This window comes from Bacillus tuaregi (assembly GCF_900104575.1).
Lineage (GTDB): Bacteria > Bacillota > Bacilli > Bacillales > Cytobacillaceae > Bacillus_BD > Bacillus_BD tuaregi.
In genome coordinates, this window is the sequence record NZ_LT629731.1 from 1,168,408 (window position 1) to 1,190,466 (window position 22,059).

18 protein-coding genes and 1 riboswitch are annotated in these 22,059 nt (G+C 39.0%); of the genes, 12 read left to right on the forward strand and 6 right to left on the reverse strand.

Going from position 1 to position 22,059, the window contains the following annotated elements:
* Window positions 1-192: 192 nt before the first annotated feature.
* The 3 genes from BQ5321_RS07870 to pxpB are packed head-to-tail and all read right to left on the reverse strand — an operon-like array spanning window position 193 to window position 2,681.
* Window positions 193-960, reverse strand: a complete 768-nt coding sequence (locus BQ5321_RS07870) for a 5-oxoprolinase subunit PxpA (RefSeq protein ID WP_071393973.1) — start codon at window positions 958-960, stop codon at window positions 193-195.
* A gap of 4 nt (window positions 961-964) precedes the next feature.
* Complete coding sequence (locus BQ5321_RS07875) at window positions 965-1,969, reverse strand: 5-oxoprolinase subunit C family protein (RefSeq protein ID WP_071393974.1); 1,005 nt, start codon at window positions 1,967-1,969, stop codon at window positions 965-967.
* Complete coding sequence (gene pxpB / locus BQ5321_RS07880; protein ID WP_071393975.1) at window positions 1,953-2,681, reverse strand: 5-oxoprolinase subunit PxpB; 729 nt, start codon at window positions 2,679-2,681, stop codon at window positions 1,953-1,955. The genes BQ5321_RS07875 and pxpB overlap by 17 nt, the downstream gene beginning before the upstream one ends.
* Before the next feature lie 277 nt (window positions 2,682-2,958).
* On the opposite strand from pxpB, the gene fabF reads away from it, so the two are divergent.
* The 5 genes from fabF (at window position 2,959) to ltrA (ending at window position 11,248) form a co-directional block, all read left to right on the forward strand.
* Window positions 2,959-4,200 (forward strand): beta-ketoacyl-ACP synthase II, encoded by a 1,242-nt coding sequence (gene fabF / locus BQ5321_RS07885; RefSeq protein ID WP_071393976.1) that lies wholly within the window; start codon window positions 2,959-2,961, stop codon window positions 4,198-4,200.
* A gap of 185 nt (window positions 4,201-4,385) precedes the next feature.
* Window positions 4,386-6,260, forward strand: a complete 1,875-nt coding sequence (htpG, locus tag BQ5321_RS07890) for a molecular chaperone HtpG (protein WP_071393977.1) — start codon at window positions 4,386-4,388, stop codon at window positions 6,258-6,260.
* Window positions 6,261-6,417: 157 nt separating this feature from the next.
* Window positions 6,418-7,680 carry an MFS transporter gene (locus BQ5321_RS07895; RefSeq protein WP_071393978.1) on the forward strand — a complete coding sequence of 421 codons (1,263 nt, stop codon included), beginning with the start codon at window positions 6,418-6,420 and terminating at the stop codon, window positions 7,678-7,680.
* Between the two features lie 144 nt (window positions 7,681-7,824).
* A riboswitch (cyclic di-AMP (ydaO/yuaA leader) is annotated at window positions 7,825-7,963 on the forward strand.
* 141 nt (window positions 7,964-8,104) lie between these two features.
* On the forward strand, window positions 8,105-9,361 hold the full coding sequence (locus BQ5321_RS07900; protein WP_071393979.1) for a dicarboxylate/amino acid:cation symporter: 1,257 nt from the start codon (window positions 8,105-8,107) through the stop codon (window positions 9,359-9,361).
* 585 nt (window positions 9,362-9,946) lie between these two features.
* Entirely contained in the window at window positions 9,947-11,248 is a 1,302-nt protein-coding gene (gene ltrA, locus BQ5321_RS07905) for a group II intron reverse transcriptase/maturase (RefSeq protein WP_084786688.1), read from the forward strand.
* A 134-nt stretch (window positions 11,249-11,382) separates the two neighbouring features.
* Here ltrA and cysK read toward each other — a convergent pair whose 3' ends face one another.
* Window positions 11,383-12,306: a cysteine synthase A gene (gene cysK / locus BQ5321_RS07910; protein WP_071393980.1), complete on the reverse strand. Its 924-nt coding sequence runs from the start codon at window positions 12,304-12,306 to the stop codon at window positions 11,383-11,385.
* Window positions 12,307-12,570: 264 nt separating this feature from the next.
* On the opposite strand from cysK, the gene BQ5321_RS07915 reads away from it, so the two are divergent.
* The 5 genes from BQ5321_RS07915 (at window position 12,571) to BQ5321_RS07935 (ending at window position 17,414) form a co-directional block, all read left to right on the forward strand.
* Entirely contained in the window at window positions 12,571-13,356 is a 786-nt protein-coding gene (locus tag BQ5321_RS07915; RefSeq protein ID WP_071393981.1) for an ABC transporter ATP-binding protein, read from the forward strand.
* A complete protein-coding gene (locus BQ5321_RS07920; protein ID WP_071393982.1) occupies window positions 13,340-14,101 on the forward strand; it encodes an ABC transporter permease in 762 nt (253 codons plus the stop codon). Before BQ5321_RS07915 ends, BQ5321_RS07920 begins: the two co-directional genes overlap by 17 nt.
* 26 nt (window positions 14,102-14,127) lie before the next feature.
* The gene (locus BQ5321_RS07925) at window positions 14,128-15,132 is read left to right on the forward strand and encodes an ABC transporter substrate-binding protein (protein ID WP_071396818.1); all 1,005 of its coding nucleotides are present in this window, start codon (window positions 14,128-14,130) and stop codon (window positions 15,130-15,132) included.
* A 360-nt stretch (window positions 15,133-15,492) separates the two neighbouring features.
* Window positions 15,493-16,686, forward strand: coding sequence for an FMN-binding protein (locus tag BQ5321_RS07930; protein WP_071393983.1), 1,194 nt, complete (start codon window positions 15,493-15,495; stop codon window positions 16,684-16,686).
* 122 nt (window positions 16,687-16,808) lie between these two features.
* Entirely contained in the window at window positions 16,809-17,414 is a 606-nt protein-coding gene (locus tag BQ5321_RS07935; RefSeq protein ID WP_071393984.1) for a class I SAM-dependent methyltransferase, read from the forward strand.
* Between the two features lie 39 nt (window positions 17,415-17,453).
* On the opposite strand, the gene BQ5321_RS07940 is transcribed toward BQ5321_RS07935, so the two are convergent.
* Together BQ5321_RS07940 and BQ5321_RS07945 are read right to left on the reverse strand one after the other, a co-directional pair.
* The gene (locus BQ5321_RS07940) at window positions 17,454-17,741 is read right to left on the reverse strand and encodes a YxcD family protein (protein ID WP_071393985.1); all 288 of its coding nucleotides are present in this window, start codon (window positions 17,739-17,741) and stop codon (window positions 17,454-17,456) included.
* Window positions 17,729-18,166: a hypothetical protein gene (locus BQ5321_RS07945; RefSeq protein WP_071393986.1), complete on the reverse strand. Its 438-nt coding sequence runs from the start codon at window positions 18,164-18,166 to the stop codon at window positions 17,729-17,731. The genes BQ5321_RS07940 and BQ5321_RS07945 overlap by 13 nt, the downstream gene beginning before the upstream one ends.
* Before the next feature lie 752 nt (window positions 18,167-18,918).
* On the opposite strand from BQ5321_RS07945, the gene BQ5321_RS07950 reads away from it, so the two are divergent.
* Both BQ5321_RS07950 and BQ5321_RS07955 read left to right on the forward strand, forming a co-directional pair.
* Window positions 18,919-20,961 carry a molybdopterin-containing oxidoreductase family protein gene (locus tag BQ5321_RS07950; protein WP_071393987.1) on the forward strand — a complete coding sequence of 681 codons (2,043 nt, stop codon included), beginning with the start codon at window positions 18,919-18,921 and terminating at the stop codon, window positions 20,959-20,961.
* Between the two features lie 94 nt (window positions 20,962-21,055).
* The gene (locus BQ5321_RS07955; RefSeq protein WP_071393988.1) at window positions 21,056-22,030 is read left to right on the forward strand and encodes a Gfo/Idh/MocA family protein; all 975 of its coding nucleotides are present in this window, start codon (window positions 21,056-21,058) and stop codon (window positions 22,028-22,030) included.
* The last annotated feature ends 29 nt before the right edge of the window (window positions 22,031-22,059 follow it).

Here is a 22,059-nt window from a genome sequence, read left to right on the forward strand (position 1 = left end):
TATTGTACCAATTCCTTCGTATTAAGTGATGGTATTAATAAGTAATTTCGGAAATATGACACAATTATTTGTAAGCCCTGCTCGATTATGAATACATTTGATTTATCACTGTCAAAAAAAGCCGAATCCTATAAGAAGGAGACGGCGTAATCATACTATATTATAGAATTACCTTGGCTATCATTTTTGTGGTCACAAAAACTCACTTATTTTAGCTTGTTTAATTCCAGCATTTTTCAAGGCTGAAGACAGGCTTTTTGCAAAGGTTATTGCGCTTTTTCCGTCACCATGGATACAAATGGTATCCGCTTGAATAGTAACTTCCACACCTTGAAGAGAGCGCACTTTTCCTTCCTTAACCATATTGATGACCTGGTTTACAGCGTCATAGGAATCTGTAATGAGAGCATTGGGTACGGTACGTGAAGTAAGGGTACCATCCTGCTGGTAAGTACGGTCGGAAAATACTTCGCTTGCTGTCCGAAGTCCAACTCGCTTCCCGGCATGAATTAGTTCACTCCCTGCTAAACCAAAAAGAATTAATTCTGGGTCAATTTTGTAAATAGCTTCTGCAATCGCTGTGGATAAACCAGTATCTCTGGCAGCGATATTATACAAAGCACCATGTGGCTTTACATGCTGTAGTTTTCCTCCTTCAGCCTTCACAAAGCCATATAGAGCACCAATTTGATAGACAATTAAATCATAGGCCTCCTGTGGCGTAATATTTATTTCTCTCCTGCCGAAGCCAATGAGGTCCTGAAAGCCGGGATGCACTCCGATTCCGACTCCCTTTTCAAGGGCAAGCTGGACTGTCTTTCTCATTGTTGCCGGGTCACCAGCATGAAAGCCGCAGGCAATATTGGCTGATGTAATATAATTAAGGATTTCTTCATCTAAGGCCATTTTATAGACTCCAAAGCTTTCTCCCATATCACAATTTATATCAACTACTTCCATGCTGTTATCCTCCTAATAATGAATGAACTCTATATTTTAATTGTTTGATTTTGCTTTCCTGTTCTAGTAATAGAAGCTGCGCTTCCTCCAGTGAAATATTTTTAAAATGAATTGTGTCAAGTGGTTTAGCCTGTGCTAGCAGCGATAAATCTACCGAAGCAATTTCACCTATTTTGGGGTAGCCGCCGGTTGTCTGCCTGTCAGCCATGAGAATAATCGGATTACCATCGGCAGGGACTTGAATCGTACCGAATGTTACAGCTTCTGATAGTATTTCTACTGATTTATCTAGCTCTAGTGGAGGTCCATTTAGCCGATACCCCATGCGGTCAGATTGAGGTGTGATTTGGAAGGAGCCTGTCGAAAGAATTTCTTGGCTTTCCTTTGTAAAAAGAACTGTTTGCCGCCCTGTTATGAAACGAATAACAGGAAAATGCTCTATTTTTGGGATAAGCTGTGAAGAAATCGACCATTTTGCCTCTATAAATGGAGCCTGGTTTTCCTTGTTATGCCATTTTGCTAGTAACTTATAGGTTGGGTCTGGCTTCTTTACAGTATGCAGCAGGTCTCCTTCTCTCAAAGGTCTTCCTTGAAAGCCGCCAAGGTTGGCTCGTAGATATGTCGAACTACTATCCATAATGGTTGGAATTGAGAAACCACCGGCAATAGCTAGGTAAGCACGACAGCCGGAATGTGGTTGTCCAAATTTTAGTACGGCCCCTTTTTTTACAAAAACAGGTCGCCACATTCGGACAGGCTGGTTAGAAATGGACGGAGAAAGGTTCCCTCCACAAATTGCAATCAATGTATCCTCCTTAAACTGTATAATGGGTCCTAGCAAGGTTATTTCGATAGTGGCTGTGCTTTCTTCATTTCCTACTAAAATATTAGCAAGTCGATGGGAAAGGGAATCCATTGCTCCGCTTGTAATGATGCCATATTTTTGATAACCAAACCTGCCTAGATCTTGAATGGTTGTAAGAAGTCCAGGTTTAATGATTTTCAGCATAGCGGTTCATCTCCTCACTTTCTATAAACTCTTCCAAGGAAATGGCCGTAAATTTTACTTTATCCCCTGCTTTTAGTAATGTAGGAGGATCTTCATGTGGGCGAAATAATGAATGCGGTGTACGCCCAATAATCTGCCAACCTCCAGGTGTCTCAAGTGGATAAACGCCAGTTTGTTTACCGGCAATTCCTACGGATTGCGCGGGGATTTTTAATCTGGGTGTTTTTTTTCTAGGTGCCGAAATCTTTTCTGACATTCCGCCTAAGTAGGGAAATCCTGGTGCAAAGCCAATCATGTACACTAAATAATCACCAGAAGTATGAATCTCGATGACTTCTTCTGGTGTTAAACTATTTAACTTTGCGATGAATTCGAGGTCGGGACCTAAATTCCCACCATAGCAGACGGGGATTTCTATTGTTCTTGGTTTATATTCATCAGTGCCAGTGAGATTGGATAATATCTTACTTATCTCTTCAGCAGCATATTGATAGGGAAGCATTCTTCCCTGTGTTACACGAGCTATTTTTATAGGATGATAAAAAATAGTAATGGTCGTAAAGGAAGGGATGTATTCAATTATCCATTCAGGCTGATATTTCTCAAGAAAAGCAGAAATTAACCGGATCTTCTGATGCGTAATGGTGGAGATGTCGCTACCAAGCTCAATGATTATTCCTTGATCCCCCTGTGGAAATAGTTTGTAATCCATAATACCTCCAGAAAAATGTAATATAGGAAAATATCATCATGAGGATTCATAAGAAAGCCTCTATGAAAGTATAGAATAGTCTTATTATAAAGAAAATTCAATTCGAATTAAAGTGAACTTAGGCGCTGAACTATTGAATAATATATATATATTATCAGTCAGGAAAATGTTAGAATTTTAAATACATTTAAAATTATTCTTCTTCTTTCTGACATCCTTTTGAAATCAAATGATTCACGGGTTAAAATAAGTATAAATACAGTGGGGAGATATAAATATGAAAAAAAGAGTTGTGATTACCGGTATTGGTGCTGTTACTCCGGTAGGAAATGATGCTGAAGCATCATGGGAAAGTGTTATAAAGGGTCAGTCAGGAATAGCTCCTGCTATCATGATTGATGTAGAAAAAGTAGATGTGAAACTGGCTGGAGAGGTTAAGGGATTTACTCCAGAGGATTTTATTGATCGAAAAGAAGCAAGAAGAATGGGGCGTTTTAGTCAATTTGCTGTTGCAGCCAGTAAAATGGCGGTAGATGATGCTGGTCTTCAAATTGGTGAAAATGTGGAGCCTGAACGTGTTGGTGTTTGGATTGGTTCAGGGATTGGCGGTTTAGGTGAGTTTGAAGAGCAATATCGAAAGTTTCTTGATAAGGGACAGAGAAGGGTAAATCCGTTTACCATTCCAATGTTTATTCCTGATATGGCTGCTGGAAGAGTATCCATTGAATTAGGTGCAAAAGGGATGAATAATTGCTCTGTAACAGCCTGTGCCTCTGGCTCGAATTCAATTGGCGATGCTTTTCGCGAAGTTCAGAATGGGAATGTAGAAGTGATGGTTGCGGGTGGAACAGAAGCCTCCATTACCGAAATGACCATTGCCGGCTTCTCTAATATGACCGCACTATCTACGAATCCTGATCCAGACACAGCGTGCCGCCCGTTCGATAAAAACCGTGATGGATTTGTCATTGCAGAAGGAGCAGGAATTATTATTTTAGAAGAATTAGAGCATGCGCTTGCGCGAGGGGCTAAAATTTATGGAGAGCTAATAGGGTATGGTGCTACAGGTGATGCTTATCACATTACGTCGCCTGCACCTGATGGCGAAGGGGCTGCCAGGGCAATATTGTTAGCATTAAAGGATGCTGCCATATTACCTGAACAGGTTGATTACATAAACGCACATGGAACCTCCACACCATTGAATGATCTATATGAGACAAAAGCAATTAAAAATGTTTTTAAGGAGTATGCATACGAGCTGTCAGTCAGCTCAACAAAATCTATGACAGGTCATATGCTTGGTGCAGCAGGCGCAGTTGAAGCAATCTTTTCGCTTTTAGCCATTAGAGACAGTATCATGCCTCCTACTATTCATTATGTAACAAAGGATGAAGACCTTGATTTAGATTATGTGCCAAATACGGCAAGGGAGAAGAATCTACAAATTGTATTATCCAACTCCTTTGGGTTCGGTGGACATAATGCCACGCTTGTGTTTAGAAAGTATTCAGAATAGATTGATGGAGTAGAGGCTGTGTACATCCGAAATTTTCCCATAAATATTGACACTTGAAAATGGATATGTTATTAAATTAATATCACAATTAGCACTCTGAATGGTAGAGTGCTAATTGATATGTTTAATAAATGGTTTAACTGCGTACACTTCACCTAGTTTTAAATATGAAAGGAGATGCTGACATGGAAAAGAAACAATTCCAAGCAGAATCAAAAAGGCTGCTAGATTTGATGATTAATTCTATTTATACTCATCGGGAGGTCTTTTTAAGAGAATTAATTTCGAATGCTAGTGATGCGATTGACAAGATTTATTATAAGGCATTAACAGATGACACTCTACGGTTTGATCAGGATAGCTACTACATAAAAGTAGAGGCTGATAAAGAAAATAAAACCCTGAAAATCATGGATACGGGTATTGGAATGACTAAAGAGGAGCTGGAAAACAATCTCGGAGTGATTGCCAAAAGCGGCTCGTTAGCCTTTAAAAGTGAAAATGAATTGAAGGACGGATATGATATTATCGGTCAATTTGGTGTAGGATTTTATGCAGCATTCATGGTTGCTGATGTTGTAACAGTTATTAGTAAGGCGTTAGGTAGTGATGAGGCATACAAATGGGAATCAGAGGGAGCAGATGGCTATACGATAGAACTGTGTCAAAAGGACTCAGTCGGAACAGAAGTCATTCTGAAAATTAAAGAAAATACTGAGGAAGACCGTTTCGATGAGTTCTTAGAGGAATATCGTTTAAAAGAAATCATCAAGAAGTATTCTGATTTCATTCGTTATCCAATAAAAATGGATGTAACCGTTAGTAAGCCAAAGGAAGATAATGATAACGAATATGTTGATTTTGTTGAAGAACAGATTATCAACAGTATGGTTCCTATTTGGAAAAAAAATAAAAGTGACTTGACAGATGAGGATTACGAGAAATTTTATCAAGAAAAGCGATATGGCTTTGACAAACCGTTAAAAACAATCCATACAAATGTTGATGGTGCGATCAGATACAATGCCATTTTGTTTATTCCTGAGAATATTCCTTTTGATTATTACTCAAAGGAATATGAAAAAGGCTTGGAACTTTATTCAAATGGTGTACTCATCATGAATAAATGTGCTGATTTGCTACCAGACTATTTCAGCTTCGTAAAGGGAATGGTAGATTCTGAAGATTTGTCACTAAATATATCAAGGGAAATGCTTCAGCACGACCGCCAATTAAAACGGATTGAGAAAAATATCAATAAAAAGATTAAGAGTGAGCTTTTGAGCTTGATGAAAAATGACCGCGAAAAATATGAGAAGTTTTTCAATTCTTTTGGCAGACAGCTTAAATATGGAGTTTACAGTGATTTTGGAACTCATAAAGAAGTTTTACAGGACCTACTCATGTTCTATTCTTCAAAAGAGAAGAAGCTCATTACGCTTGATGAGTATGTCTTAAGAATGCCAGAGGAGCAAAAATATATTTATTATGCTACCGGTGAATCAAATGAACGAATTGAAAAGCTTCCGCAGACAGAATTGGTTGCAGATAAAGGCTATGAAATTCTTTACTTTACAGATGAAATTGATGAGTTTGCAATTAGAATGCTGATGAATTATAAAGAAAAGGAATTCAGGTCAGTTTCAAGCGGCGATCTTGGTATTGAAGAGGATCAAACAGATTCAGCTGAGGAATCAAATGAAAATGAGGATCTGTTTGAAAAGATGCAAAATATTCTAGCGGGCAAGGTAAAGAATGTTCGTATTTCAAAACGATTAAAAACGCATCCGGTTTGCCTGTCCACTGACGGTGAAATTTCTATCGAAATGGAAAAGGTTCTAAATGCGATGCCTGACAATCAGGGTATTAAAGCAGATAAGGTATTAGAAATAAATCCTCATCACGAAGTCTTCGAAGCCTTAAAATCCGCTTTTGAAAAGGATCAAGAGAAGCTAGCATTATATACGAATCTCCTATATAATCAAGCCTTATTGATTGAAGGTTTGCCAATTCAGGATCCAGTTGAGTTTACTAACGATATCTGTAAAGTGATGGTATAATGGTAAAAAATGGTCCCGTACTTTAGAAGGTACGGGGCTTTTTATATTTCATAAAATTAATTTGATGGATTATTTTATGAAATATAAATAATATTTAGTCAATACATAGTACACTGATATTAGGATTTAGTATCAAGTAGGAATGCGAGGTATCGATATGGGAAAAATGACTGCGCCTGAACGTGGTTGGGCTTTTTATGATTGGGCAAACTCGGCATATACCTTGGTCGTCGTCACCGCTATCTTTCCACTCTATTTTAAAGCGTCTGCGACAGAAGCGGGAATAGCAGCATCAACGTCAACGGCTTATTGGGGGTACGCGAATTCGTTTGCAACCCTGTTAATTTCTGTTTTAGCGCCAATATTAGGCACCATTGCAGATTTCAAGGGCTATAAGAAACGGCTTTTTATAATCTTTTCATCATTAGGGGTTCTTTTTACGCTTTTATTAGCTGTCGTACCAAGTGATCAATGGCTTCTACTATTAGTGTGCTTTGTGGTTACATCAATGGGTTTCTCGGGAGCAAATGTTTTTTATGATGCCTTTCTTGTTGATGTCACAACCGAGGAAAGGATGGAGCGTATTTCGGCCAATGGATTTGCACTTGGGTATATTGGAAGCACTATTCCATTTATTGTATCCATCGGAATTATATTATTATCCCAACAAGGGGTTATTCCATTAGCAACAACTACTGCAAGTCAGGTTGCGATTGCCATTACTGCCCTGTGGTGGGGACTATTTACCATACCGATGCTTAGGAATGTGGAGCAGAAATACTATAAGGAACATGTTTCAAATCCAGTTTCTACAAGCTTTAAGCAGCTCTTTACAACATTGAAAAATATTAAATTATATCGTCCTTTATTCATCTTTTTACTTGCGTACTTCTTCTATATTGATGGAGTCCATACCGTTATTAATATGTCGACCGCCTTCGGTTCTGACCTAGGGATTACTTCTACTACTTTATTAATTGTTTTATTTGTTACGCAGGTTGTTGCGGCTCCTTTTACGGTCCTGTTTGGTAAAATGGGTGGAAGATATGGCGAAAAGACGATGATTATGATTGGAATTATGGTTTATATTTTTATTTGCTGCTATGCCTATTTTCTAGACACAGCATTGGATTTCTGGCTCCTAGCCATGCTTGTAGCAACCTCTCAGGGTGGAATACAAGCAATGAGTCGCTCCTACTTTGCGAAGCTTGTTCCAAAAGAGTCATCAAATGAATTTTTTGGGTTTTATAGTATTTTTGGGAAGTTTGCAGCAATCATAGGCCCGGTATTAGTTGGGGCAGCGGCACAAATAACCGGCAGTACAAACAGTGGAGTATTTAGTCTTGTGATCCTATTCATTATTGGGGGTATCTTATTATTACGTGTTCCAAGACAAGCTGTATCAGCATCAAATACCTAATAACCTATTCTAACCTGTGCGATTTTGTGTACAGGTTTCTTTTGTGAAAAAAAATTTTACGTATGAGATGCTTGACAAGGAAAGAACTTTTTTGTAATAATTATATTAGAAAAGTTTAAGAAAATACTTGAATATAATAATTTCATAGCTAATTCGCTTAATCTATTTTAGAGCGGGGGAACCAATCGTACATTACATGTACATGGGGTGAATCCTTTATAAGGTAGGGTACTCTCAAAACCCGAACCCGACAGCTAACCTCGTAGGCCATTTGAGGGGTCACTGGCATATTATTGCACAGGGTTATTTCCTCTGTGTATTTTTTATTCTCAAAATACAGTGATTGAATAGCAAATGAGATTCATTAGGATGAAAAATTCAACAAAATCATTTTAAGATAGTAATAGAAAAGGAGGAAACTATATTGAAACTATCAACAAAAATTATTCTTTCCCTTATTGCAGGAGCCGCTGTAGGTTTAATTATGAATTTATTCACCGGAGATTTTTTCCCTCAAATTGACCAATATGTATTTACTCCACTTGGTAAAATATTCCTTAATCTAATTAATATGCTGGTTGTACCTATTGTATTTGTTTCTATTACATTGGGAGCAGCAGGGTTGGGTGACCCCAAGAAATTGGGACGTATTGGTTTAAAAACGATAAGTTTCTTCCTAGTTACAACTGCAATAGCCATTTCCATTGCCATTGCTTTAGCCTATGTTTTCCAACCTGGTGCAGCAGGTGAGTTTGATTTATCAACAGCAGAATTCAATGCTGCCGAAGCACCACCAGTTTCGGAAACACTTTTAAATATTATCCCGACAAATCCAGTTCGTTCATTAGTAGAAGGTAATATGCTCCAGATTATTGTTTTTGCAGTTTTTATAGGATTAGGTATTTCTGTCCTTGGTAATAAAGTAAGGGGCATTATGAACCTCTTCGAGCAAGCGAATGATATTCTGATGTATTTGGTTAATACCGTTATGAAGTTTGCTCCTTTTGGCACATTTGGTTTAATTGCTTCAGCTGTTGGAAAGCAGGGCTTTGACGCTATGAAGGCGATGGGTCTTTATATGTTTGTTGTGTTATTGGCTCTCTTTGTTCATTTTATTATTACTTACGGCGGTTCTGTAGCCCTGCTTGGTAAACGTAATCCCATAAAATTTATCAAGGACTTTGCACCAGCCATGAGTGTAGCCTTTAGTACTTCAAGTAGCAGCGCGACGCTTCCTGTTTCAATGAACGTTGCACAGAAAAAGCTAAAGGTTCCTGAATCTATTAGTAGTTTTGTACAGCCGCTTGGCGCAACTATTAATATGGATGGAACGGCGATTATGCAGGGTGTTGCGACGATTTTTATTGCTCAGGTGGTTGGTTCTGAGCTAACTTTTGTTCAATTAATAACAGTTGTGTTAACAGCTGTACTAGCAAGTGTTGGTACTGCTGGTGTACCTGGTGTAGGTCTGGTTATGCTTGCTATGGTATTGCAAACAGTCAACCTGCCGGTAGAAGGAATTGCCTTAATTATCGGGATTGACCGTTTGCTTGATATGACAAGAACGGCTGTTAACACAGCAGGAGATGCTGCCTGTGCCGTCATTGTGGCAGAGACGGAGAAAAGAAGAGAAGAAAAACAAAGCAATATTAACGAAGAATTGCTTGAAGAAGCAGTTTAAGCTAAAAGCCTGAATCTGACCTTGAGAGGTCAGATTCAGGCTTTTTATATTTAGCGTGCCCAGCAAGCCGTTAATTGCTAATTGGTGAAAGTCCAATCTGAGTAAGTACCAAGACGCTCAGTAGCTGACAGGCAACTGGTGAAGAAATTCTAAGGTTGAAGCCCTGTGACAAAGTAACTCTCTAGCAGAGTGCGAGCAAACTAACAGGTTGTAACATAAAGTGAATCCTGCCGTCTCGTCAAAAGAACCCACCTACGGTGGCTAAAGAGAAGTCGAGCCTTGTGAATATGGGCGAAGACCATGGAAGGTGTGAAGAACTTGGAACAGCAGTACCGAAGAATCTCTCGGGGTAAGGGGAACGACATGTTAGGAAAGTAGTTAACGGAACTGGGGATACCCTCCTCATCACTTTCTCAAGAAAGTAAAGCAGAAACCTATAAGTGCAAACGAAATGGTAGATGGATGAGAGGGAGTCGGAGGGGGTCATAGTACCAATGATGACAATGACAACACAACATTGTCTAGGGAAGGACGGCGTTAGCCATTACCCTACTTCGTTCATATGTCAGAAGGAGGTAAGAGTCAGTGAATGTCAGGAAAATGACTAACTACACCAATAATGTAAAAGCTCAAGAACTCTGGAAGACGTTATATCTTTGTGCCAAGGAATGTCCAACTCGAAGATTTCACGCTTTATATGACAAAATCTATCGTCCTGATATTCTATGGGAAGCGTGGCAACGTGTGAAACGTAAGAAAGGAAGTGGAGGTGTCGATGGACAGACGATTGAACAAATCGTCTCGGAGTACGGTGAGAAGAAATTTATGAACGAACTCTATCTAGAATTAAAGGAGAAACGTTATCACCCTAGTCCAGTCCTAAGAACCTATATTCCAAAGGATGATGGTAAGAAACGTCCATTAGGAATTCCTACTATTAAAGACCGAGTCGCACAAATGGCAACGAAAATGGTTATTGAACCAATATTCGAAGCTGACTTTCATGACTGTTCGTTTGGTTTTCGTCCAAAACGAAATGCCCATCAAGCAATGGCAAAGATAAGAAAAGCCAGTAAGAAATGTTTTTGGGTAGTAGACGTCGATATCCAAGGATATTTCGATAATATCAATCAACATAAGTTGATGAAATTATTAGAACAAAGGATTAGTGACCGACGGGTTTTAAAACTTGTTCGAAAATGGTTAGAGTCAGGCATAATGGAGGAAGGCAAAATAAGAAATCCGATTACTGGTACACCTCAAGGTGGTGTAATTTCACCTCTTTTAGCGAATATCTATTTAAATACAATGGATATGCTTTGGGAGAAGAAGTTCAAAGACTTGGGTGAACTCATAAGGTATGCGGATGACTTCGTCATCATGTGCAAAACCAAATCACAAGCACTTGAAAGTATAAAGGTTATCCAATCAATAATGGGAAAACTCGACCTTACTATTAATAGAAACAAATCGAGACTAGTTAATCTGTGGAATGACATAGATGGTTTTGATTTTCTAGGTTTTCATAATCGGAAGTTTCCAATCAGACGAAAAGGAGGAAACACGTTATATGTCATGTCACATATACCGAAGAGGGACGCAATGAAGAAAATGCGCTCCAAGATTAAAGCCTACACAGAACCAAGGAATAAATTATTCTTGGACATCAAAGAGTTAGTGAAAGGACTAAATAGGAAACTGCAAGGTTTCAAGAACTATTACCTTATATCAACTCACGCAAAGAAATGGCTGAATCGTATTGACTGGTATGTGTTAGAACGCCTCGTCTTGTTTTATAACAAAAAGAGGAACAATCGAAAGAAGCACGGAAAACTAAAGGATGTTAGAGAAGAAGTTGATCATATTTTAGTGAAATTGGCTGGTTAGACACCGTAAAGCCAAAGAAAGAAGAACGTCGGAAAGCCGTATGAGGGAAAACCTCACGTACGGTTTGATGAGGAGGAACTGAAAGTAAAAGAGATAGCTCAAGCTATCCCTTTGAAATCAGTTTCTTACTCTACTTATCCAGGGAACAAATCAGAGGATAAATAGCGTTCACCTGTATCAGGAGCTAAGCTGAGTACTCTTGCTGAGGGTGGTAGTTGTTTTGCCACCTGAACAGCGAAGTGGGCTGAAGCTGCTCCGGAAGCTCCGACAAAGATTCCTTCTTCTGCTGCAAGACGGCGAGCCATCACCTGAGCATCCTCATCCTCAATGAGTAGTACTTCATCATAAATTTCTCGATTTAAGATTTGGGGAATAAACCCTGGACCTGTTCCGGGGATTTTATGAGGACCTGGTTTACCTCCAGAAAGAACTGGAGATCCAGAAGGCTCCACTACGAAAATTTTTAGTCCCGGAATCTGTTTCTTTAATTCTTCCCCTGTTCCTGTAACAGTGCCACCCGTTCCAGCTGTCAGTACTAGTGCATCTAGCTTCCCTTCAAAAGCCTCCATAATTTCAACTGCAGTTGTACTACGGTGGGCATCAGCATTGGCTTTATTTTCAAATTGCATAGGTATGAAGCTGTCAGAGATTTCAGCAGCTAAGCGATTGGCTTCATCAATAGCACCCTGCATCCGCAGATTAGCTGGTGTCAGAATCACCTCGGCACCATAGGCTTTCATGATTTTAACACGTTCAGGTGTTGCATTATCCGGCATCGTGATGATGCAACGATAGCCCTTTACCGCACTAACCATTGTAATTCCTATTCCCGTATTCCCAGAGGTTGGTTCAATTATCGTACTTTTACCTGGAATGAGTCTACCCTCGGCCTCCGCACGCTCAATCATATTAAGGGCTGCACGATCCTTCACGCTCCCACCAGGGTTAAATGATTCCAATTTCATATAAACATTCGCACCGTTGGAATCCGGTATTTTATTTAATTGCACAATAGGTGTATTTCCTATTAAATCAATGATGGATTTATAGATTTTCATTTTGGATCTTCCTTTCCTTGTCATAAATAGCAATAATTCATATTAGTCTAGTAAGTTTAAGGTCATTTTATAATACGCTTATCAAGAAAACAACCTTACATCTTTTTCTATGATGAAAAATAAAAATTTGGACTTTTATAAATATATAAAAGGAAAGGCGAAAAAACTGTTGACATTATCCTCTGCCATTATATAATAAATATAATTAATCCGATTAAACTAATGAGAATTATATTAAAAGTGTACAATAAGGTGGGTGAGAACATGTTTCTTCATATACACAACGTTCAAAAGAGTTTTACTAATCGTGGTAAGACAGAAAAGGTGTTAAAGGATATTGACCTTCATATTAAAGAAGGTGAGTTTGTTTCCCTTTTAGGTCCATCAGGCTGCGGGAAATCAACATTACTTTCCATTGTTGCCGGACTTACGAAACCTAGCAGCGGTAGTGTTCTGATTGATGATCAAAGAATAACAAAGCCTGGAAAGGATAGAGGGATGGTATTCCAGCAGGCCGCCTTGTTTCCTTGGTTATCAGTAGAGGAAAATGTCATGTTCCCGTTGAAAAAGGAAATGAAAAAGAAGGACGCTCGTGAGATTGCTCATAAATACTTAAAGCTTGTACAGTTAAGTCCGTATGCGAAACACAACCCGCATGAACTATCAGGCGGAATGCAGCAAAGGGTGGCAATCGCAAGAGCATTGGCCATGAATCCTAGGGTTCTGTTAATGGATGAACCGTTCGGTGCCCTTGACGAGCAAACCAGAATGAGACTTCATGATGAACTTGAAAGTATTTGGTTAGAAACAAAAAAGACGATTTTATTTGTTACTCACAGTATTCAAGAAGCGGTAAAACTCTCTGACCGGATCATTGTAATGGGAACCCATCCAGGCACGGTTCTAAAGGATTTACAGGTCAAAATAGAAAGGCCCCGTGAAAAGCATATCCAGGAAATGGCTCAGTATGAACAAATGATTCTGGAGCTGCTTAAAACTGAAATAGATAAAGTGGCAGAAGAGGAAATGAAATATGCGTCTAGCTATTAAACGAATTGTATTCTTTGCAGCTTTATTTGGAGTTTGGGAGCTGATTGTCAGAGTTTTTGATATTCCCAAAGTAATGATGCCATCTCCGACTGATGTAGTACTGAGCCTAAAGGAAAGTTTGGCAGACGGGTCATTATTTCAGGACTTAGGAGCAAGCTTTACGCGTTTATTAATTGGGTTAATGATTGCCCTTGTCATTGGAGTTTTGCTAGGAATTCTGCTTGCTAAGTCCAAAACGGCAGATGAAACACTTGGTGCCCTAATCTTGTCTCTGCAAAGTATTCCGAGTATTGTCTGGCTTCCTCTTGCTATTATGTGGTTTGGACTTAATGAGAAATCGGTCATTTTTATCGTTGTATTGGGTGCTGCTATCGTGATGACAATCAATATGAGAACCGGGATTAAGAATGTGGCCCCGCTCTATATTAAGGCAGCCCAAACAATGGGTTCGGGTGGGATTGACTTATTTGTCCGAGTTGTTTTTCCAGCATCGATTCCTTATGCAGTTACTGGACTTCGACTGGCCTGGGCATTTGCCTGGCGTGCACTTATGGCGGGAGAATTGTTAAGCACAGGTCCGGGTCTTGGTTACACATTAAAATACGCTTCGGATTTTGGACGAATGGATATGGTTATGGCGATTATGGTCGTAATTGGAATTATAGGTGTAACAGTAGATTTACTCATCTTTCAAAGGATTGAAAAGCGTGTCATGGCCAAATGGGGTCTTGAACAGGCAGCGTAAATAAGAAAAGAGAGGAACGAAAAATGATGAAAAAGTGGTTTTTATCTGTATTTATAATATTAGCTGTTGGATTACTTGCAGCTTGCGGCGGCTCTGATGAAAGTTCAAAAGGAGAGTCAGGAAAAGATAAGGTTGTTATCGGTTATTTTCCAAATATTGATCACGTACCTGCGATGGTTGCCCGTGAAAAGGGCTACTATGAAAAAGCATTAGGTGAGAATATTGAAATTGAATACAAAACCTTTCCTGATGGTGGTACGTTTATGACGGCTTTAAAATCTGGTGATATTGATGCTGGTTTAGTTGGACCTGCTCCTGTCATGAATAACTTTACGAATGGAGCAAATGTGAAGGTCCTTGCAGGTGCATCTTCAGGTGGTACGGTTGTGGTAGCAAGTGAGAAAAGTGGAATTAATAGTTTAGAAGATATTGAGGGTAAAACATTTATTACTCCTGGTATTGGTTGTACACATGATGTTCAATTTGAAACCTTTTTAATGGACTTAGGAATGGATAAGCTTGCTTCATCGCGTATCGGTGGGTCTTTAAAGCATGTCACTGGAAACCCTGCTCAGTATCAAGGAATGTTTGAATCTGGTCAGGTTGATTTAGCGGCTGTCCCAGAACCGTGGGCATCGACTTTAATCCTAGCCGGAGCAAAAGAAATCGTAAGCACAGATGACATTGCCTATGGCCATACACTACCAAACACCGTATTAGCGGCAAACGGAAAGCTTGTAAAAGAAAATAAAGAGATTGCTGAAGCACTAGTAAAGGCACAGCAGGAGGCAGTTGATTTTATCAATAATAATAAAGAAGAAGCACAAACGATTGCGATTCAAGCCATTAAAGATTTAACAAAGCAAGAGCTTGACAAAGACCTTGTTGCAAAGGCAATGGAACGTATTAATTACACGACTGAAATTAATGAAGAAGTTTTACAGCAATTTGCACACTCTTCTTTTGAATTAGAATTTCTTAAGGAATCACCTGAATTGGCGGGCTTAGTAGATACCTCATTTTTAAATTAATAATGGCTGACTGCCCTTTGAAAACGGTTATTGTGGAATTCGCAATAACCGTTTTTTTATCATCAGTAAAAGTTTTACAATATGATGAAGTGGTATTAAGAATATCACCGGTATTGATAAAGTTAATATCATGGGTAACCATTGAATACCATAAGTTAAATTATTATTCGATTTGAAATCTATATTTTCCAAGGATTTTCAATTCATTAATAAATAGATTTGTCCAAAAGGTGAATGTGTGTTGATGAACAATCTATGAATTCCCTTAAATGAAATTGTAAATTCTTTCCTCTGAGATTATTATAGTTTTGTAAAGTACTTTACAAAAATATTACATAATTCTAGTTTGGGGGATTAAGGATGTCAGCGAAGAGAAAACTCTCCATTATTACTGCATTAACACTAAGTGCTAGTCTTTTAGCCGCATGTGGAACAGAAGAGAGTAAGGCACCAGAGGAGAAACAAGCAACAGCAGCAGAAACCCAACAAGTTGCAGTAGCACCGACAGTTGTATATCAAGGTTTAGGTGTGGCAAAGAATTTTCGTGAGGGTCCTGGTAAGGATGCACAGGAAGTACCGGTATATAGCTTTAACTATATTACGGCGAATGCGCTGTTTGATGCAGAGGGAAAAATTATTAATCTATATGTAGATGCGCTAGAAGTAAGTACACCTAACTATGATGGGGAGTCAATGCCGCATTTCTCCGGCTGGCCAGCAAAGGAAGGATATAATATAACAGATCATGCTACGGGTGAAGTATCAGGAGTTTCTGAGAATACTGTGGACTCAGTGAAGGCAGAAATTGATGCATGGCAGACGAAGCGTGAACGTGGTGATCAATACGGCATGAATATGATGATGGATTGGCATAAGCAAATGGATTTTTACCAAGAATTCTTTAAAGGAAAAACGATTGCTGAAATTGAAGAATGGAATGCTAAATATACCTCAGATGTAAATGGAAGACCACTGACAGAAAAGTCCGATAAGCCTGAGGACATTGAAAAATACAGCAAGCTGACAGATGCGGAAAAAGCAGAGCTTGCAGATGTAACTACAGGTGCTACCTTCAGTCTTACAGATGCTCACGGCGATATTATTGCTGCGATTAAAAATGCATATGAGAATCGTGTAGAGGTTGACTTAACTGGTAAAAAAGAAGAAGCTACAACAGCTGATAAGGGGTCAAAAGAAGTGGTTGCCGGTGATTTAAAGGATGGCTCTTATACCGTAGAATATGAAACATTTGATTCTCACGGCTACAAACCAACAATGGAAGTAAAGGTAGAGGCTGGAAAAATTACTGTTGTTAAGTATGATGAAATAAAAGAAGATGGCTCAAAGAAATCTGAGGACAAAGAATATGGTTCACATATGGATATCGAGCCAGTTGATGCATATGCTCAATTAACTGAAAGTGCGATTGCCAAGCAGGGAACAGCGGATACAGTTTCTGGGGCGACAGCGTCAACAAATAGCTATAACGCATTATTAACTCACTTCTTACAAGAAATGGGTCCTAACGGAACTACTTCTGGGAAAATCAAATAATGACTGAATCTTAGGTAATCACTTGGTGGTTACCTAATTTTTTTGGGAGCATTCCAATAATGATAATTTTCTCTTATAGGATTATACTTAGATAGGAAAATGAAATGAATGGGGGATGTTGAATGAAAGAACAATACTATGACAAACTGCTTAATATACATACTTGTGAAGAGCAAAAGCGGTTTTATAAGTCTTTTCATTATCATCCATATGAACCGACACCGTATAGTGCTTTGGAAACCTTATTTAGTCAATATGAATTAAAGAGGGGCGACCAAATCGTTGATTTCGGCTGCGGCAAAGGAAGGTTAAATTTTTTTATTGAATATTTATACCATATAACCGTTACAGGGATAGAAATGAACTTAATTTTTTATCATGAGGCATTGGAGAATCGAGATAGTTATGTAAAAAAACGAAAAAATAGCAGGGAAAGGATACATTTTCATAATGGATTAGCTGAGGAATATAAGCTGGATCCTAGGGATAATCGATTTTATTTCTTTAATCCCTTTTCCATACAAATATTCAGAAGGGTAATCAATAACATATTGCTATCAGTGGAACATACTAAGCGTGAGATTGACTTGATTTTATACTATCCATCTGAGGATTATATTTATTTTTTAGAAAAGGATACTGCATTTGAGTTAAAGCAGGAAGTTATCCTAGCGAATCAATTCGAGCAGAACCCGTCAGAGCGATTTCTCATTTACAGTTTGTGTTAGGTAAATAAAAAAGGATGTCAGGTGACATCCTTTTTTATTTCAGCTGATAACCGCGATAATTCCTTCTTCATCATCCAAGACTAATTCAATTCCGGAATAAGGGTCCCGGTTTAAGAACTCCTCAAGCCATAATCTTAATGCTTCAATAATGTTAATGGTGACAAGTACTTGCTTTCGCCCGTTCGCGTAAGCCTCCGCGGAAAAACCGTAATCATCGTCATACATTAGTTCGATATCAACCTCTTCTGGCTTTATCTGCTTTTTGCGAGAAATATAGACACAGAGGGCATTCACTATATCCTGTTCAGAGATGATTAGCCTCTCCATGGGTTAGGATCCTCTTTTTTCTTGTTGTTTTTAAATACAGTGAAAATTTTACGAATTACCGCAATGATGACAACGATTGCCAATACATTAACAAGTAAGCCGAGGATTGAGCCAAGCATTCCCATATTAGCAAACAGTCCCCCAAATAAGAGGCCGGCAAGACCGCCTAGCATAAGACCTTTCATTAACCCACCGCTCTTTTTAGCAGGAGTGGCAGCAGACTTGTTGGTAGTATTTGTATCATTCTTTTTATTTTGGAAAAAAGAATTATTGTTATTTGTGCTATTATTGTTGCTGTTATAGCTTTTCTTTCCTGACTTGTACGATTTTGCCTCGACTGTTGTGATTTGATCCTGGAAAATAACGCTTCCAACTGGCGAAAATAGTAATACCGCCGTAAGTACTGCTGATAAAAGCTTCTTCATTAATTAAATTCCCTCCATTTGTTTTTATAAATGTATAAAAATGAAACTATCATTTTAGAATCACTTTTACCTCATCTTTATATTACATATTATTTACGTGTGAAGCGAAAAAAAGATTCGTTTAACTTCATTCAACAGAAGTTTTCCACTTCTACAAGTGGGGGATGAATGCAAATCGAACTTCGATTCAGTAGGGTTCAAACCCCGGTTGAATGAAGTTAAGCCTCCGGCGGATGTCACGGATTTTTTAAAGGTAGTTTACCCGAGGGAGCTCAGGTAATCCGGACCAAATTCGACGGGCGAATTTGATTTGAAAAATGAAAAATGAAAAATATTACCTAGAAAACAACGGAGAAGTTCAACTGAAATTTTACTATAATAAATTATATCTTTACATGCAAATTTTTTGCTTAAGAATCAGTGGTTTTGCAAGTGAAATGGAAAAATACAATATTAGTTAGTATTATAGAATATATGTATAATAATAGATATAAACTGAAAAACAGTGTAGGCTGATAGATAAAATCATTTATTTAACTTCATTCAGCAGAAGTCCTCCACTTCTACAAGTGGGGGATGAAGGAAAATGGTCCTTCGATTCAGTGGGGATTCAAACCCCTGCTGATTGAAGTTAAGCCTCCGGCGGATGTCCCGGATTTTTTAAAGGTAGTTTACCCGAGCGAGCTCAGGTAATCCGGACGCAAATTCGACGGGCGAATTTAATTTCTAATACAAAAAAGTGGTGATCATTCATGACAGCATATATCAATCAGGAGAATGGGGTTTTTCCTTCTGTATGTTCTCTAGATTGTCCAGACCAATGTGGCTTACTCGTCCATAAAAAGGATGGGAAAATCGTGAAGGTCGAGGGCGACCCTAATCATCCGGTAACGAAAGGAAATATTTGTAATAAAGTGCGTAATATGACAGCGCGGATTTATGATGAAAAGCGTCTGCAATATCCGATGAAACGGACTGGTGCTAAAGGAGAAGGTGTGTTTGAACGAATCAGCTGGGAGGAGGCCATTGAAGAGATAACCTTCCGTTGGAAAAAACTGATTGAAAATGATGGTCCTGAAAGTATTCTACCTTATAGCTTTTATGGGAATATGGGAAATTTGACTGCAGAAGGAATGGACCGCCGTTTCTTCAATCGCTTGGGTGCAACACGCCTTGATCGAACCATTTGTTCAACTGCAGGTGGTGTCGGCTACCAGTATACAATGGGCGGAAGCTATGGAATGGACCCCGAGGATACCGTTCATTCGAAATTAATTATCTTCTGGGGCGTCAATGCGGTCAGTACGAATATGCATCAAATTGCTCTCGCACAGCAGGCTCGAAAGAAAAATGGAGCAAAGATTGTTGTAATTGATGTTCATAAAAATCAAACGGCTAAGTTTGCTGACTGGTTCATTCCTATTTTACCTGGGACAGATAGTGCTCTTGCTTTAGGGATGATGCATATTTTATTTAAAGAAAATTTGGTTGATATTTCATTTCTGAACCAATATTCAGTCGGTCATGAAGAGCTGAGAGAGCATGTTATTCAATATGATCCTGAATCAGTCTCGGTAATAACAGGGGTACCTGTTGATGATATTTATAGATTAGCCCGTATGTACGGGGAAACGGCCCCTTCGTACATTCGAATTGGTAATGGCCCCCAGCACCATGATAATGGTGGAATGTTTGTACGTACGATTTCCTGTCTTCCCGCGCTTACTGGACAATGGCTGATAAAGGGTGGTGGAGCGATTAAAGGGAATTCAGGCTATTTAGAGCACAATGCTTATTATCTGCAGCGTCCCGATTTATTAAAGAATAAACAGACAAGACGAGTAAATATGAATCAAATTGGTGAAGCATTACTTTCTTTAGAACAGCCGATTAAATCACTTTTTATATACAGTAGTAACCCTGCTGTGGTAGCACCCGATGGGAACAAGGTCAGGAAAGGATTGCTGCGAGAGGATTTATTTGTCGTGGTCCACGATTTATTTTTTACGGAAACAGCCCAATATGCAGACCTTATTTTACCGGCGACTTCTTCCTATGAAAATACTGATTTCTATGCTTCTTATTGGCATCATTACATGCAAATTCAGCAGCCAGTAATCGAGCCATATGGGGAGTCCAAATCCAATGTAGAGGTCTTTAGGCTGCTTGCAAAATCCATGGGCTTTAACGAATCTGCCTTTGATGAGTCAGAAGCAGAAATGATTGCCGGCGCGCTAGATAATCCGAGAAATCCTTACTTAGAGGGAATGACCTATGATGCGTTATTGGAGAAGCAATATGTGAAGGCGAATATTGGGCAATTGCTTCCAGGCAGACTTAAAACGCCGAGCGGAAAAATAGAATTGTATTCGAAGAGAATGGAGAAGGACGGGTACCCGCCGCTTCCAACCTATATCCCGCTTAAAGAAGAGGGAAATTTACCATTCTCATTTATTCCAGCACCAAACCATAACTTCTTAAATTCTACTTTTTCTAATAATGATAAACATCGTAAGCTTGAAAAAGAGCCTGTGCTTCATATGAATGTGACAGATGCAAGGACCCGAGACATTCAAGATGGAGACATGGTAAGGATTTGGAATCATCGTGGTGAATGTGAGCTAAAGGTGACTGTTGGCGAAAATGTACTCCCTGGTGTAGTCGTAACTCAAGGACTATGGCAGCAACTAGAAGGGACAAAACAGTTGGTCAATACTCTAACCCCTGACCGAGTGTCAGATATGGGTGGAGGTGCTACATTCTTTTCAGGTCGTGTTAATGTAGGGAAAAAATAGTGTTAAGAACGGACAGTGCTTAGGAACTGTTCGTTTTTTTGCTATAATCGATTGAGACAACGATAGAATGACATAATGGATGGAGGATGTATGGATGATTAGATTTGGGATTATCGGAACAAATTGGATAACCGATTCATTTATTGAAGCAGCTATGGAGCTAGAGGATTTTTCCATATCTGCTATCTACTCCCGGACAGAGGAAAAGGCAGCGGAATTTGCGCAGAAATATGGAGTTGATCGTACTTTTACAGATCTTGAAGAAATGGCTAAGAGTAATGTGATTGACGCAGTGTACATTGCCAGTCCGAACTCCTTTCATGCCAAGCAGGCTATACAGTTCATGAAGCATAAAAAGCATGTCTTATGTGAAAAACCGCTAGCCTCGAACAGCGTAGAAGTAAAAGAGATGATTCAAATGGCAAAAGAAAATAATGTCCTTTTAATGGAGGCTTTAAAGACCACTTTAATGCCAAACTTTAAGGCGATTCAAGAAAATCTACATAAGGTTGGAGCTATTCGCCGTTTTGTAGCCAGCTACTGTCAATATAGCTCCCGTTATGATGCATATAAAGAGGGTACCATATTGAATGCTTTTAATCCGGCCTATTCGAATGGGTCCATCATGGATATTGGTATTTATTGTATTTATCCTTTAGTGGTACTGTTTGGAAAACCAACCAGCATAAAAGCAAGCGGCTATATTCTTGAGTCAGGTGTTGATGGTGAGGGAAGTTTGCTTCTATCATACCCTGAAATGGAAGCGGTGCTAATGTTCTCCAAAATAACGGATTCTGCATTACCATCAGAAATTCAAGGTGAGGATGGAAGTATCGTTATGAAAAAACTGAATCCAATCGAAAATGTGGAAATCCACTACCGAAATGGTGAGATTGAGAACGTATCAAAGCCTCAGAAAAAGCATCCGATGTTTTATGAAGCAGAAGAATTTATTAATCTGATTCAAGCAGGTGAATACGAATCAAAGGTTAATTCCTATGATCATTCATTCATTACAGCGGAAATCATCGAGGAAGCCAGAAAACAGATGGGGGTGAAATTCGGGTAGGATATTAGTGGCAGGTAACCCCCAAGAAG